General features: G+C 66.2%; 11 protein-coding genes. All 11 read left to right on the top strand.

Going from position 1 to position 14,705, the window contains the following annotated elements:
* Positions 1 to 15: 15 nt before the first annotated feature.
* The 11 genes from NFV80_RS16030 (at position 16) to NFV80_RS15980 (ending at position 14,704) form a co-directional block, all read left to right on the top strand.
* Positions 16 to 252, top strand: a complete 237-nt coding sequence (locus tag NFV80_RS16030; RefSeq protein ID WP_295331256.1) for a DUF2281 domain-containing protein — start codon at positions 16 to 18, stop codon at positions 250 to 252.
* Positions 252 to 659: a type II toxin-antitoxin system VapC family toxin gene (locus tag NFV80_RS16025; protein WP_295331255.1), complete on the top strand. Its 408-nt coding sequence runs from the start codon at positions 252 to 254 to the stop codon at positions 657 to 659. Before NFV80_RS16030 ends, NFV80_RS16025 begins: the two co-directional genes overlap by 1 nt.
* Positions 656 to 3,379, top strand: a complete 2,724-nt coding sequence (locus tag NFV80_RS16020) for a DEAD/DEAH box helicase family protein (RefSeq protein WP_296759330.1) — start codon at positions 656 to 658, stop codon at positions 3,377 to 3,379. Before NFV80_RS16025 ends, NFV80_RS16020 begins: the two co-directional genes overlap by 4 nt.
* 18 nt (positions 3,380 to 3,397) lie before the next feature.
* Positions 3,398 to 4,870: a DUF3375 domain-containing protein gene (locus NFV80_RS16015; protein WP_295331253.1), complete on the top strand. Its 1,473-nt coding sequence runs from the start codon at positions 3,398 to 3,400 to the stop codon at positions 4,868 to 4,870.
* Positions 4,871 to 5,000: 130 nt separating this feature from the next.
* Positions 5,001 to 5,612 (top strand): DUF4194 domain-containing protein, encoded by a 612-nt coding sequence (locus NFV80_RS16010; RefSeq protein ID WP_295331281.1) that lies wholly within the window; start codon positions 5,001 to 5,003, stop codon positions 5,610 to 5,612.
* On the top strand, positions 5,605 to 8,979 hold the full coding sequence (locus NFV80_RS16005; protein ID WP_296759327.1) for an ATP-binding protein: 3,375 nt from the start codon (positions 5,605 to 5,607) through the stop codon (positions 8,977 to 8,979). Before NFV80_RS16010 ends, NFV80_RS16005 begins: the two co-directional genes overlap by 8 nt.
* Positions 8,976 to 10,154: a DUF3322 domain-containing protein gene (locus tag NFV80_RS16000; protein WP_295331251.1), complete on the top strand. Its 1,179-nt coding sequence runs from the start codon at positions 8,976 to 8,978 to the stop codon at positions 10,152 to 10,154. The genes NFV80_RS16005 and NFV80_RS16000 overlap by 4 nt, the downstream gene beginning before the upstream one ends.
* Positions 10,155 to 10,545: 391 nt before the next feature.
* Positions 10,546 to 11,472, top strand: coding sequence for an ABC transporter ATP-binding protein (locus NFV80_RS15995; protein WP_296759326.1), 927 nt, complete (start codon positions 10,546 to 10,548; stop codon positions 11,470 to 11,472).
* A complete protein-coding gene (locus tag NFV80_RS15990; protein ID WP_295331250.1) occupies positions 11,469 to 12,230 on the top strand; it encodes an ABC transporter permease in 762 nt (253 codons plus the stop codon). The genes NFV80_RS15995 and NFV80_RS15990 overlap by 4 nt, the downstream gene beginning before the upstream one ends.
* Positions 12,231 to 12,366: 136 nt before the next feature.
* Complete coding sequence (locus tag NFV80_RS15985; RefSeq protein ID WP_295331249.1) at positions 12,367 to 13,143, top strand: SDR family NAD(P)-dependent oxidoreductase; 777 nt, start codon at positions 12,367 to 12,369, stop codon at positions 13,141 to 13,143.
* Complete coding sequence (locus NFV80_RS15980; protein ID WP_295331248.1) at positions 13,136 to 14,704, top strand: LTA synthase family protein; 1,569 nt, start codon at positions 13,136 to 13,138, stop codon at positions 14,702 to 14,704. The genes NFV80_RS15985 and NFV80_RS15980 overlap by 8 nt, the downstream gene beginning before the upstream one ends.
* Position 14,705: the final 1 nt, after the last annotated feature.

The following is a 14,705-nucleotide window of genomic DNA, read 5'->3' as shown; positions in this document are numbered from 1 at the left end:
GCAAGGAGTCTCGAAATGAATCTGCCTGACACCATACATGCCCATGCGCGGGGGCTGCCTGCCGACCTGCAGCGGGAAGCGCTCGATTTTATCGCCTGGCTCGAGATGCGCTATCACATACAGCCAGCCGACAGCAACGCGCTGACCACCGAGGCATTCATCGAGCGCTTTGCCGGCAGCATTGGCGACGATTTCCCGGACGAAATCGACGATTCTGGACTGGCCGGTGACCTGCCACGCGGGACGCTGTGATGAGCGGCTTCTTGCTCGATACCAACGCCTGGATCGCCCTGTTGAAAAACAACCCGGCGGTCGTGGGAGGCGTGCGTCGCGTGGGTATCGCGGCACTGTACCTGTGCGCGCCGGTATGGGCGGAGTTGTGGTTCGGCGCCTGCAATAGCCAACGTGTGGTCGAAAACCAGGCACGCATCCGTGAGTTGGCGTCCCATGTGACGAGCCTGCCCTTCGATGACCGCGCGGCGGAGCATTGTGGCGAGATTCGCGCGCTGTTGGCGCGCCAAGGCTGCCCCATCGGTCCCTATGATCTGCAGATTGCGGCTATTGCCCGGTCCTCGGGATTGCGTTTGGTGACACACAATGTCTCGGAGTTTTCGCGCGTCCCGGGCCTGTCCATCGAAAACTGGCAGGGGCAGGCATGACGGGGTTTTCGCCCAAGACCTACCAGCAGCAGGTGCTCGAAAGCATCGAGGCCTATTTCAGGGCCTGCCACGAGCTGCCTTCGCCGTCGATCGCCTTCACCGCAACCACCGAGCGCCTGTGGGGGCGTGGCAACGCGTACCACCCGCTGTCGGGCTTCCCGGCCGACATGCCGTACTTCTGCCTGCGCGTTCCCACCGGCGGCGGCAAGACCTGGCTGGCCGCCAGGAGCGTCGCGCTCGCCAACACGCACCTGCTGCGCTGCGAGCACAGCGTGATCCTCTGGCTGGTGCCGAGCAAGCCGATCCGCGAGCAGACCTTGCGCACCCTGCGCGACCGCCGGCATCCGTACCACAACGCGCTGCGCGCGGCCGGGCCGATCACGGTGATGGATCTGGACGAGGCCAGGAGCGTGACCCGTGCCACACTCGACACCTCGACCACGATCATCGTCGCCACGCGGCAGGCGTTTCAGGTCGAGGACGAGGAATCCCGCAAGGTGTACCAGAGCAGTGGCGCGCTGATGCATCATTTCGAGCACCTGTCGCCGATCCAGCGCGAGGCGCTGCTGAGCGAAGGCCTTGGCAGCGAACGCACGACGCCGTGCTCGCTGGCCAACGTGTTGCGTCTGCGCCGGCCCTTCGTGGTCGTCGATGAGGCGCACAACAGCCGCACCGAACTGGCCTTCGACATGCTGGCGCGCTTCCGTCCGAGTGGCGTCCTGGAGTTGACCGCGACGCCCGACCTCGAGCGCACGCCGAGCAACGTGCTGCACAGCGTCTCCGCCGCCGAGTTGAAGGCGGAGGAAATGATCAAGCTGCCGGTGGTGCTGGAAACCGAGCCGAACTGGCAGCAATGCCTGGCCGATGCCCTTGGGCGCCGCGACGCCCTGCACAGACTCGCCGATGAGGAATGCCGTGCAGGCAGCCCTTACCTGCGCCCGATCGTGTTGATTCAGTCCGAGCCGCGCCGCCCCGGAGTGGAGACGCTGGATTTCGAGCGCGTGCGCAACGAACTGATCACCAACCATGGCATCCCGGCCAGTGAGATCGTCGTCGCCACCGGCGAGGAAAAGGGGCTGGAGCAGGTCGACGCCGACTACAAGCAGGGCATCGCCGATCCGGCCTGCCCAGTGAAGTTCGTCATCACCCAGAAGGCGCTGGCCGAGGGTTGGGACTGCCCCTTTGCCTACATCCTCGTGAGCATGGCGTCGCTGTCATCGGCCACGGCGGTGGAGCAATTGCTCGGGCGCGTGCTGCGGCAACCCTATGCCAGGCATCGGCAGGCCAGGGCCTTGAACCAGTCCTATGCCTTCGTGGTGTCGCGCAACTTTGCCGATACGGCGGGCGCGCTGCGTGATCGCCTGGTTGCGGGCGCCGGTTTCGAACGGCGCGAGGTGGCGGAGTTCGTCACCGCCGCCAGGTCGGAGCAGGCGCGGCTGGATCTGGAGGGTCACGCCGGGCGCGTCGTCGTGCGGCCGGTGGCGATCACCTTGAGCGAGAAGCCCGACCTCAGGAGCGTGCCGAAGCCGGTGCGCGACAAGCTGAGCTGGGACGGCAAACGCAATACGCTGACCATCACCGCGCCGCTGACCGAGGAGGAAGCCGAGCGGCTCCGGACTACCGTCAGCAGCGACTCGGCGGCGGCGGCCATCGTCGAGGCCGCCGAGATCAGCCGCAGCACGGCCATCGAGTTCTTCCAGACGCCGGCCGAACTGGGCGAACGCTTTCGCGTGCCGCAACTTGCCTTGCGCGTGCAGGGGGAGTTGCAACTGTTCGACGACCCGGAATTGTTGGACTACGCGTGGGACCTGTCGCGCTACGACGCGGCACCGACCGGCGACGAGCTGATGGTGCTGGGTACGGGCCTGAAAGTGTCCGAGGGCGGCGAGATCGATGTCGATGGCGAGAACGGCAAGGTCATCGCGCGCTTCCTGCCCGAGCTGCAGCGCGATCTGGGGCTGATCTACCAGCCCGAGCGCTGGGATGCGGTGCGGCTGGCCACATGGCTGTGTCGCAACCTGCCGGAACCCTCGCTGACCCACGCCAGCAAGCAAGCCTTCGTCGCCAGGTGGCTGAGCGAACTGATGCGCCGGCAGGACTGCACGCTCGCCCGCGCCAATCTGCAGAAGTTCCTGCTGCGCAATCTGCTGGAAGCGCGCATTCGCGCTCTGCGCCGGCAGGCGGTCGGCAAGGCGTACCAGCAGGCGTTCGGCGACGATGCCGCATCGCGTGTTGCGGTGACGGATCAGCACCCGTTCGAATTCCATGCGCAGGCCTACGCGCCCAGCCGTGACTACGACGGACGTTTCGGGCACTTCGACTTTTGCCGGCACTTCTACGGGCGCATCGGCGATTTCGACAGCAAGGAGGAGTTCGAGTGCGCCTGCTGGCTGGACATTCAGGCGCAGCGCGGGCGCGTCCGGTTCTGGGTACGCAACCTGGTTCGCCGCGAAGGCTGTTCGTTCTTCCTGCAGAAAGCGGACGGTCGGTTCTACCCGGACTTCCTCTGCCAACTGCCCGGCAGCGCGGACCAGCCCGGCCCGATCCTGGCCGTCGAATACAAGGGCGCGGATCGCTGGGCTGGCGCAGACGATGACCGGATGATCGGCGGCCTGTGGGCGAACCTGTCCGCGGGGCGCTGCCGTTTCGTGATGGTCAGCGACCGGCGGTGGGAGTGGATCGAGGAGAAATTGCCCCCACTATCGGGTGGAAAGTACTGACTCTGCGAGTTCACCGCATTGGACCACTCCACCCTCGCCACCCTGCGCGACCGCCACCCCGCCTGGCGGCTCCTGGCGTCTCCGCACGCGCCGCTGGTGGCGAGCTTTCTGCACCGCGTTTTCGTGCTGCCGAACGTACGCGTGATGAGCGAGGCCGATCTCGCGGAGGCACTCGAGGACGAGCTGTTCGCGCTGCGCGAACAGGTTGGGATGGACGCGTATCCCAAGCGCGCCGTCGAATACCTGAACGACTGGGCGGCGCCCGACAGAGGCTGGCTGCGCAAGTTCTACAAGCCGGGTACGGACGAGGCGCAGTTCGACCTGACCGCGGCCACCGAGAAGGCCATCGCCTGGCTGCAGTCGCTGACTGAGCGGCCGTTCGTGGGCACCGAGTCGCGCCTGCTCACGCTGTTTGCGCTGCTGGAACAGATCAGCGCCGGCACCGAGGCCGACCCGATCAAGCGCGTGGACGACCTCTGCAGGAAGCGCGACGAGCTCGATGCCGAGATCGCCCGTATCCTGGCGGGCGACGTGCCGCTGCTCGACGACACGGCGGTCAAGGATCGCTTCCAGCAGTTCCAGCAACTGGCACGCGAGCTGCTGGCCGACTTTCGCGAAGTGGAGCACAACTTCCGCCAGCTCGACCGCAAGGTGCGCGAGAAGATCGCGCTGTGGGAAGGCGCCAAGGGCGCGCTGCTCGACGAGATCATGGGCGAGCGCGACGCCATCGGCGACTCCGACCAGGGCCGCAGCTTCCGCGCCTTCTGGGACTTCCTCATGTCCAGTCGCCGGCAGGAAGAGTTGTCGGAGCGGCTGGACCAGGTGCTGGCGCTGCCCGCCGTCGCTCAGCTTTCGCCCGAGCCGCGCACCCGCCGCGTCCACCACGACTGGCTGGAGGCGGGCGAGCACACCCAGCGCACCGTGGCGCAGCTATCCCAGCAGTTGCGCCGCTTCCTGGACGACCGCGCCTTTCTCGAGAACCGGCGCATCCTGGACCTGCTGCACGCTATCGAGAGCAAGGCACTGCTGCTGCGCGAGGCGGCGCCCAGCGGCGCCTTAATGCACATCGACGCGATGGGCGCGGATGTGGAACTGCCTCTGGAGCGACCCCTGTTCACTCCGAGCGTGAAACCGCTGCTCACCGAACTGGCCCTGGCGGTTGGCGACGACGACATCGATACCGCGCGTCTGTTCGACCAGATCGTCGTGGACAAGGGCCGTCTGCGTTCGCTGGTCCAGCGTGCACTGCGTCGCCAGCCGCAGATCACGCTGCGTGAACTGCTCGATGCCGAGCCTCTGCGCCAGGGTCTGGCCGAACTGGTCGCCTATCTGGAGCTGGCCCATGGCGGGGAGGGCAGCGACGCGCGGGATTGCGTGTGCGCGGTCGTCGACGAAGCCGTGGAGGAACCGATCCGCTGGCCGGCACGCAACGCCGCGGGTGAAGCCGTGACGCGCGAGGCGCGCCTGCCCCGCGTCATCTTCACGCGCTGAAGTCCTGGTCGGCCAGGGAGAGAGGAACATGGACGAGACTCGGCACGAAAACGAGCGCGGCGAATTTCGGCGAAGCGAGAACGATCCGGAAACGGCCCCGCCCGGCGCGCTGCCCGAGCTGTCGCAACTGATGGTGCATCTGCTCAAGGGCGTGCTCTATCGCGAGGACGATGAGCGGCTTTGGGCGAGCCTCTTGCGCCTGCAGGCGCGCGTGCGCGAACAGGCGGCGGTGTTGCTGCTCGACCTGGTGCTCGATGAGGCCGAGCGCCACGCCTTCCTGAAAAGCCGGCCGGACCCCGATGAGTGCGAGGGTGCGCCGCGCCTGCCCCGGCTCATCGCGCGTCGGCCGCTGTCCTATCCGGTGAGCTTGATGCTGGCGTTGCTGCGCAAGCGCATGGCCGAGTTCGACGCTGGCGGCGGCGACACCCGGCTGGTGCTCTCGCGCGACGAGATCGCCGAGCTGATGCGGGTATTCCTGCCCGATGGCACGAACGAGGCGCGGCTGATCGACCAGGTGGACGCGACGATCGGCAAGGTGGTCGATCTGGGCTTCCTGCGCCGGCTCAGGCCCACCGTCACCAGCGCACAGGAGCGGGGCCACTACGAGGTTCGGCGCATCCTGAAATCCTTCGTCGACGCGCAGTGGCTGGCAGAGTTCGACGCGCGGCTGGAGGTCTACCGCACGGCGCTTTCGGGCACGAGCGCGGAACGCGGGGCGGCACGGGAGGCGGCCGATGCCTGAGGCGCAGACGCTCGCCCTGGATTTTGTCGCCGACGACAGCCGTGTGGGCTTCCGGCTGCAGCGCCTGGAGGTGCTGAACTGGGGTACCTTCGACAGGCGCGTCTGGTGCTACCGGCTCGACGGCCGCAATGGCCTGCTCACGGGCGACATCGGCTCAGGCAAGTCCACCCTGGTCGACGCGATCACCACCCTGCTGGTGCCGGCGCATCGTGTAGCCTACAACAAGGCGGCCGGGGCGGATGCCCGCGAGCGATCCTTGCGTTCCTACGTGCTCGGCCATTACAAGAGCGAGCGCAACGAGATCACGGGCAGCGCGCGTCCGGTGCCGCTGCGCGATGCGTCGAGCTACTCGGTCATTCTCGGCGTCTTCCGCAACGAGGGCTATGACCAGGCCGTGACGCTGGCCCAGGTGTTCTGGTTGAAGGACCCGCAGGGACAGCCGGCACGCCTGTTCGTGGCGGCCGAGCGGCCACTCTCGATCGCCGAGGATTTCCGCGGCTTTGGCAGTGACATCACCGCCCTGCGCAGGAAGCTGCGCAGCTCGGGCGGCGAGCTGTTCGACAGCTTCCCGCCCTATGGGGCCTGGTTTCGTCGGCGTTTCGGCATCGAACACGAGCAGGCCCTGGAGTTGTTCCACCAGACGGTATCGATGAAGTCCGTGGGCAACCTCACCGACTTCGTGCGCAACCACATGCTGGAGCCATTCGATGTCGCCAGTCGCATCGAGGCCCTGATCCGTCATTTCGACGACCTCGACCGTGCGCATCAGGCCGTGCTCAAGGCCAAGCGGCAGGTGGACCTGCTGACGCCACTGGTCGAGGACGGTCAACGCCATCAGGAGCTGGTGGCCGAAATCCAGCGCTGGCGCGAAGGGCGCGACGTGTTGCGGCCGTACTTCGCGCGCTTCAAGGGCGAGCTGCTGGACCGCCGCCTTGCCTTGCTGGCGGAGGATGCCGCCCGACTCGACGCGCAGATCGAACGCCTGGACGCGCAGCACGAGGCCGAGCGCATCGAAGTCACCCGTCTGGAGCGCGCCTTGCGTGACAACGGCGGCAACCGTCTGGAGGAGCTGACCGCCGAAATGCACGCCATGGAGCAGGAAAAGGCGCAACGCCAGAAGAAGTCGGACCGCTACCTGCAGTTGCTCGGCCGCATCGACGAGGCGGCGCCGGCCGATGAGGCAGACTTTCTCGCCCAGCAGCAGAGCGTCGGCAAGCGGGCCGAAGGCTTGCGTGAGCGCATCGCCGATCTGGACAACCGCGAGCGCGAGGAGGACTTCGCTTTCCGCAAGGGGCGTGAACAGCACGCGGCCTTGTCGGAGGAGATCGACAGCCTGCAACGACGCCGGAGCAATATCGACGCCGCGCAGGTGCGCATCCGCGACGGGCTGCGAACGGCGCTGGGCATTGGCGAGGACGAGCTGCCCTTCGCGGGTGAGCTCATCCAGGTCCGCGACGACGAGCGCGAGTGGGAAGGTGCCGCCGAGCGGCTGCTGCGCGGCTTTGGCCTCGCGTTGCTGGTACCCGACGAGCACTACAAGGTCGTCGCCGACTGGGTGGACCGCCAGCATCTGGGGGCACGACTGGTGTACTTCCACGTGCGGCCGCGAAAGGCGGTGCAGGGTGCCGGTCTGCATCCGCAATCGCTCGTGCGAAAGCTGGTCGTCAAGCCGGATTCGCCGCACTACGAGTGGCTGGAGCAGGAGCTTCGCCAGCGCTTCGACGTCGCCTGCTGTGACACCGGCGAGCAGTTCCGCCGCGAGGCTCGCGCCGTGACACGCGCCGGCCAGATCAAGGACCCGAGCGGGCGCCACGAGAAGGACGACCGCAGCCGCATCGACGACCGCAGCCGCTACGTGCTCGGCTGGAGCAATGCCGACAAGCTGCGGGCCTTGCGCGATCAGCGACAGCGGCTGGAGGAAAAGCTTGCCACGCTGGGGCAGCGCATCGGCGAGATCCAGCAGGCGCGCCGGGAGCTGCGGGGCCGCCTGGAGACACTCGCGCGGCTGGAGGAGTTCACGCGCTTTGCGGAGATCGACTGGATGAGCCTGGTCCGCCAGATCGCCGCCATCGGCGAGGAACGCGCGCGGCTGGAAGCGGCATCGGACATCCTGCAAGTGCTGGGCCGCCAGCTGCAGGCGGTGCAGGAGCGGCTGCGCGCGAGCGAAGGCCGGCGCGCCGAGGCGCTGGGCAGGCGTGGCGAGCTACGAGCCAAACGGGCGGCAGCCCAGGAACTTCGGAACCAGGCGAGCGCGGTGTGTGACGCCACGCCGCTCGACGATGCCCAGATCGAGCGCCTGGAAGCCTGGCGCGCGGCAGCCTTGGGCGAGCATCACCTATCGGTCGAATCCTGTGACAACCGCGAACAGGAAGTGCGCAAGTGGCTGCAGGAGCGCATCTACGCCGAGGACAAGTGCCGCGCTCGCCTCACCGAGCGCATCGTCAATGCCATGCGCGGCTTCAAGGAGGAGTTCAAGGCCGAGACCGTCGAGATGGATGTCAGCCTTGCGGCGCTGCCGGAGTACGAGCGGATGCTCGGCGCTGTGAAAAGCGATGACCTGCCGCGTTTCGAGGCGCGTTTCAAGGAGTTGCTGAACGTCAACACGATCAACGAGATCGCCAACTTCAACGCCCAGCTCGCGCGTGAGCGGGCGACGATCAGGGAGCGCGGCGACCTCATCAACCAATCGCTGCAGGCCATCGACTACAACCCGGGCCGATACATCAGGCTGGTGGCCCAGCCCAGCCCGGATGCCGAGATCCGCGACTTTCAGCAGGATCTGCGGGCGTGTACCGAGGGCGCGACGGGGTCGGCCGATGAGCAGTATTCGGAAGCCAAGTTCCTGCTGGTCAAGGCCATCATCGACCGCTTCCGGGGCAGGGAAGGGCTGTCGGATGCCGACCGCCGGTGGACCGCCAAGGTTACCGACGTGCGCAACTGGTTCCTTTTTTCGGCCAGCGAACGCTGGCGCGCCGACGGTGCCGAGCACGAGCATTACTCGGATTCCGGCGGCAAGTCCGGCGGCCAGAAGGAAAAGCTGGCGTACACCGTGTTGGCCGCGAGCCTGGCCTACCAGTTCGGGCTGGAGTGGGGCGCCGTGCGTTCGCGGTCGTTCCGCTTCGTCGTCATCGACGAGGCCTTCGGGCGTGGGTCGGACGAGTCGGCGCACTACGGGCTGCGCTTGTTCCAGCAGCTCAATCTGCAGTTGTTGATCGTGACGCCGCTGCAGAAGATCCACATCATCGAGCCCTTCGTTGCCAGCGTGGGCTTCGTGCACAACGAGGGCGGGAAGGACTCGCGGCTGCGCTGCCTGTCGATCGAGGAGTACCGGGCGCAGAAGGTTGTGGGCAGCGGCGCGGCATCATGAGCTGGACGACGTCGGCAGATCTGCGCGCCCAGGTGCAGCGACTGTGGGATCGTGGCGACCTGCTGCGCGCTGTGGCTTCGGACGCCGTGTCCTGGCCCCTGCGCCTGTCCCTGAAGACACCGGGCGCCGCCGATCTGTCCGACCGCTTCGAGGCGGTGCGTGACTGGGTCCGCGCGCTTGCTGACACCCCGCACGTACGGATCGAATGGCGCGATTGGAATCATCGGGTGCAGGGAATGCAGCGGCTGCCGGCAGCGGTTTGGGTCGACTCGGCTCACGACGCCTTGGCCGTCATCGGCATGGCACGCGAGGCCCGACGATTCGATGCGCTGTGGCAGCAGACGGCCGCCGCGCAGCCGGCGCTGCTGTCGTGGCTGTCCAGGCGTCCGCGCCAGGCGTTGGATCTGGCCGACCGCTGGCAGCGCCTCCTGGCCGTGGTCGCATGGCTGCAAGCCCATCCTCGCCCGGGAGTGTACATGCGCCAGGTGGATGCGCCGGGAGTCGACAGCAAGTTCATCGAAACCCATCGGGGCGTGCTCGGCGAACTGCTGGACTTGGCTTTGCCGCCTGCGACCATCGATAGCGGGGCGACCGGGATTACCCAGTTCGCCCGTCGCTTCGGCTTTCTCGACAAGCCCGTCCGCATTCGCTTTCGTCTGCTCGACCCGGCGCTGCCGGGCCTGCCTGGCTGCACGGGGCTGCCGGACATCACCCTGGACGCGGGCAGCTTTGCCGACCTGGCGCTGCCTGTCGAGCGCGTGTTCATCACCGAGAACGAAACCAATTTCCTGGCTTTCCCGCCGCTGGCCGGCGCCATCGTGGTATTCGGCGCCGGCTACGGCTGGGAGGCGCTGGCGCGCGCTGCCTGGCTGCATCCCTGTCGTCTGCATTACTGGGGCGACATCGACACGCACGGTTTCGCCATCCTCGATCAGTTGCGCGGCCATTTTCCGCAGGTGGCGTCGTTCCTGATGGATCGGGACACGCTGCTCGCACATCGCCTGCACTGGGGCGAGGAGCCCGAGCCTGCGCGGCAGGACCTGCTCCGACTGACGACGCAGGAGGAGGCAGTCTACGACGAACTCCGCTTCGATCGGCTGCAGTCCAGGCTGCGCCTGGAGCAGGAACGCGTCGGATTCGGCTGGCTGAACGAGCGCCTGCGCGGATTTCCGTAGGTGGCGACCAGGAAGCAGAGCACGCCGACATCGTGCAGACGCGAATCAAAGTGCTCTTCGCGACTGGCGCTTCCAGTGATGGCTTTCCCTGCCCCGAACCACCCGCAACTGCGTTGTTGCGACCAGCTTTGGCCAGTGGTCGGTCCGCGCTTTCGTTCGCCCCCGCAGTGGCAGCGCCTGCTTCGGGGTGAGCCTGGGCAGCGCTTCCATCGCGGCCTCCGTCACTCGCTGGGGCATCGACGATGGCAGGCAAATCGTCGAGGGCCTGCTCGACCCCCCCTTTCGCCCGCTTCGCCGAGGTGGCGCGAGTGGTCGGCGTTCGCATCTTGATGAGGCAAGCTGCTTGCGTCGAATGACCAACGAATCGTCGCTATCTGGTAAGGTCGCGCTCATGCAGAACATCATCTCCGTATCCGGCCTCTCCAAGACCTACGCCTCCGGCTTCCAGGCGCTCAAGAGCGTCCACCTGGACATTCGCAGGGGCGAAATCTTCGCCTTGCTGGGCCCCAACGGTGCCGGCAAGACGACGCTGATCAGCATCATCTGCGGGATCGTCAACGCGAGCGAGGGCGAGGTTCTGGTCGATGGTCACGACATTGTCCGCGACTACCGTGCCGCCCGCTCGAAAATCGGCCTCGTGCCGCAGGAACTCACCACCGACGCCTTCGAGTCGGTCTGGGCGACGGTGTCCTTCAGCCGTGGGCTCTTCGGCAGGCGGGCGGATCCCGCGTACCTCGAAAAAGTCCTGCGCGATCTCTCGTTGTGGGACAAGAAGGACAGCAGGATCCTCACCCTGTCGGGCGGCATGAAGCGCCGGCTGCTGATCGCCAAGGCGCTCTCGCACGAGCCGCAGATCCTCTTTCTCGACGAGCCGACGGCGGGAGTCGACGTCAACCTGCGGCGCGACATGTGGCAACTCGTGCGCTCGCTGCAGGCGGCCGGGGTGACCATCATCCTCACCACCCACTACATCGACGAAGCCGAAGAAATGGCTGACCGGATCGGCGTGATCAGCAGGGGCGAGATCGTTCTCGTCGAGGAAAAGAGCGAGTTGATGCGCAAACTCGGGAAGAAACAGATGACCCTGCAACTGCAGTCGCCGCTGGAGCGGATTCCGCCCGGACTCGATGCCTACCGGCTCGATCTGTCGAGCGACGGCAGCGAGCTGACCTATACCTACGACAAACAGGCCGAACGCACCGGGATCATCGCCTTGCTCAGGGACCTCAACGACGCGGAGATCGCGTTCAAGGACCTGCATACGACGCAAAGCTCGCTGGAGGATATTTTCGTCACTCTGCTCAAGGACGCCAAATGAATCTGTTTGCCATCCGTGCCATCTACCGCTTCGAGATGGCACGCACCCGACGCACGCTGTTGCAAAGCATCGTCTCGCCGGTGATCTCGACTTCGCTGTATTTCGTCGTTTTCGGCGCTGCCATCGGCTCGCGCATTGCCGAGGTCGACGGGGTCAGTTATGGTGCCTTCATCGTGCCCGGGCTGATCATGCTGTCCTTGCTGACGCAGAGCGTTGCCAATGCTTCCTTTGGCATCTACTTTCCCAAATTCACGGGGACCATTTACGAGCTCCTGTCGGCGCCGGTATCGTATCTCGAGATTGCCGCCAGTTACGTCGGGGCGGCGGCGACCAAGTCGATCCTCCTCGGGCTGATCATTCTGGCGACCGCTGGCCTGTTCGTGCCGATCCGCGTCGCGCACCCCTTCTGGATGATCCTCTTCCTCGTGCTGACGGCGGTGACCTTCAGCCTTTTCGGTTTCATCATCGGCATCTGGGCCGACAACTTCGAGAAGCTGCAGCTCGTGCCGCTGCTGATCATCACTCCCCTGACTTTCCTGGGCGGCAGCTTTTACTCGATCAGCATGTTGCCGCCGGTCTGGCGGACGATCACCCTGTTCAACCCCGTCGTCTATCTGGTCAGCGGTTTCCGCTGGAGCTTCTACGACCTTGCCGACGTGCATGTCGGCGTCAGTCTCGGCATGACCGTCCTGTTTCTTGCCTTGTTCCTGATGATCGTGGCGTGGATCTTCCGCACCGGCTATCGGCTCAAGACCTAGATTTCCCGGAAATGACCCTCGCCGAAGCTTGCGTGGCGAAGCCCATGGTGCAAGTTGCCGTGCTCGCGTGCTGGCCTGCGAGCCGGGGGCGGCTGCGTCAGCCGGAAAGCGAGCGCGCACGGATCGAGGAGTGGCGGTGAGCAAGGCCGTGCCGCCCGCCTGCGTCCTGATCACCGGCGCCACCGGCGGCATCGGCGGCGCCCTGGCGATGGTCTACGCCGAGCCGGGCAGGACGCTGATCCTGCACGGGCGCAATGCCGTTCGCCTGCGCGAAGTGGCGGCGCTCTGCGCAGCGCGCGGTGCTCGCGTGCTCACGCAGGTGCTCGATGTGCGTGACACGGCGGCGCTGCGGGCGTGGCTGGCAACGCTGTGCGCGCAGGAGTCATTGGACCTGGTGATCGTCAATGCCGGTGTGAACACGAATATCGGTCCGCAAGGCGCTGGTGAGCGCTGGCAAGACGTGCAGGCCTTGTTCGAGGTCAACCTGCTCGCCGCGCTTGCCACAGTCGATGCGGTGTTGCCGGCGATGCGCGCGCGCGGCAGCGGACAGATCGCGCTGCTCAGTTCGCTGGCGGCGTATCACGGCTTGCCGGTGACGCCCAGCTACTGTGCCAGCAAGGCCGCACTGAAGGCCTACGGCGAGGCGATCCGCGGCTGGCTGGCAGCGCAGGGGGTGCGCGTGAGTGTGGTCATGCCGGGTTACGTGGAATCGCGGATGTGCCGCGAAATGCCCGGTCCGAAGCCTTTCCTGTGGTCGGCCGAGCACGCCGCGCGGCACATCCGGCGTGGATTGCACGACGACCGGGCGCGCATCAGCTTTCCCTTTCCGCTCAATCTGGGTACCTGGCTTCTGGCCGTACTGCCGGCAGCCGTGTCCCAAAGAATCCTGCGCTGGCTCAAGTACGGTGGCTGATTCGTTCTGGTTTGCCGTGGCGCCGGCGGTGATGAGCGGTGCCGGTCTGTCGCTGCTCGTCGAGCGTTTTCTCGTTCCGCCGCCGCTGCCGGTCTGGCGGCGACCGGCCGCGACTCTGGCCATTCATCTCGGACTCTGGCTCTGGCTGATGGCCTGCTTGCTGCTGGTCCTGCAACGGCCGGTTTTTTCCGCTGCGCTCTTGCTCGCCGGATTGCTCTTCCTGATCCTGGTCAGCAACGCGAAATATGATTCCTTGCGCGAGCCGTTCCTCTTCCAGGACTTCGAATACTTCCGGGACGCCCTGCGCCACCCGCGTCTGTACCTGCCGTTCCTGGGTATCGGGCGGGCGGTGTTGGCGCTGCTGGCGGTGGCCGGCGCGCTGGGCGCCGGACTGGTCATCGAGCAGCCCTTGACCGCGTCGCTGGCGGTGCGGGATTTCCTGGGTGGGTCGGCGATCCTCGCGCTGTCCGGTCTGGCCTTGCTCTGGATCGGTCGCAGGAAAGCCGTGCCGGTCAGTTACGAGGCGACTGCCGACCTGCAGCGTCTGGGTCTGATGGCTGCCATGTGGCGCTATGGCGAGGACGAACTGCTCGCTGCGCCGGTCTCCCAACCCTATGCGCTCCTTGCTGCCAGCCCACCAGGCGCCGCAAATGCGGACCATCTGGTGGTCGTACAGAGCGAGTCCTTTTTCGACGTGCGACGGCTGTTTTCCGGCGTGCGTCGTGAAGTCCTCAGCGAGTTCGATGCACTGCGGGCCGGATCCATTGCGCATGGGCAACTGGAAGTTGCCGCCTGGGGTGCGAATACCGTGCGCACCGAGTTTGCCTTTTTCTCGGGCCTCTCCAGCGAGTCGCTGGGAGTGCATCGTTTCAATCCGTATCGGCGGCTGGCGCGACGGCCGATGACGACGCTGGTTGGCTTCCTGAAAAGCTGCGGTTACCGCACCGTCTGCGTACACCCCTACCATGCCGGTTTCTATGCCCGCGACAAGGTTTTCCCGCTGCTCGGCTTCGATGAGTTCATCGACATCCGCGGCTTCGCCGGCGCCGCCAGGAGCGGGCCCTATATTGGTGACCTGGCGGTCGCCGAGAAGGTCTGTTCGCTGTTGCGCACGGCGGGCGGGCAGCGCTTGTTCGTCTTCGTGATCACCATGGAAAACCACGGGCCTCTGCATCTGGAGAAGGTGCTGCCCGGCGAAGCGGAACGATTCTATACCCTGCCGCCGCCTTCCGGCTGCGACGATCTGGCGGTTTACCTGCGCCATTTGTGCCATGCCGACCGGATGGCAGGGATGCTGCGGGCCGAACTGGAGAACCTGCCCGGCAACGGCAGCCTGTGCTGGTTCGGCGATCACGTGCCGATCATGCCCGAGGTCTATCGACGGGTCGGACCACCGGGCGAGAACACCGATTACTTCTTCTGGCAGAAGGGTCGCCAGACAGATCAGGGAATTCGCCACGATCTGGCCGTCGAGAATCTCGGCTGCCTGCTGCTGCAGGAAATGGGTCTGCTCGTGGCACCCGGCGAGGAGGCGCAAGATCGCGCCCCGCGGCGCCACTGAC

This window comes from Accumulibacter sp. (genome assembly GCF_023806565.1).
In the GTDB taxonomy this organism is placed as follows: domain Bacteria; phylum Pseudomonadota; class Gammaproteobacteria; order Burkholderiales; family Rhodocyclaceae; genus Accumulibacter.
The sequence above is the reverse complement of the archived record's forward strand: the minus strand, read 5'-3'. Positions and strand labels throughout refer to the sequence as shown.

Excerpts from the sequence above, each read along its gene's own strand:
- NFV80_RS16030 (WP_295331256.1), top strand. The coding sequence starts at position 16 with ATGAATCTGCCTGACACCATACATGCCCATGCGCGGGGGCTGCCTGCC.
- NFV80_RS16025 (WP_295331255.1), top strand. The coding sequence starts at position 252 with ATGAGCGGCTTCTTGCTCGATACCAACGCCTGGATCGCCCTGTTGAAA.
- NFV80_RS16020 (WP_296759330.1), top strand. The coding sequence starts at position 656 with ATGACGGGGTTTTCGCCCAAGACCTACCAGCAGCAGGTGCTCGAAAGC.
- NFV80_RS16010 (WP_295331281.1), top strand. The coding sequence starts at position 5,001 with ATGGTGCATCTGCTCAAGGGCGTGCTCTATCGCGAGGACGATGAGCGG.
- NFV80_RS16005 (WP_296759327.1), top strand. The coding sequence starts at position 5,605 with ATGCCTGAGGCGCAGACGCTCGCCCTGGATTTTGTCGCCGACGACAGC.
- NFV80_RS16000 (WP_295331251.1), top strand. The coding sequence starts at position 8,976 with ATGAGCTGGACGACGTCGGCAGATCTGCGCGCCCAGGTGCAGCGACTG.
- NFV80_RS15995 (WP_296759326.1), top strand. The coding sequence starts at position 10,546 with ATGCAGAACATCATCTCCGTATCCGGCCTCTCCAAGACCTACGCCTCC.
- NFV80_RS15990 (WP_295331250.1), top strand. The coding sequence starts at position 11,469 with ATGAATCTGTTTGCCATCCGTGCCATCTACCGCTTCGAGATGGCACGC.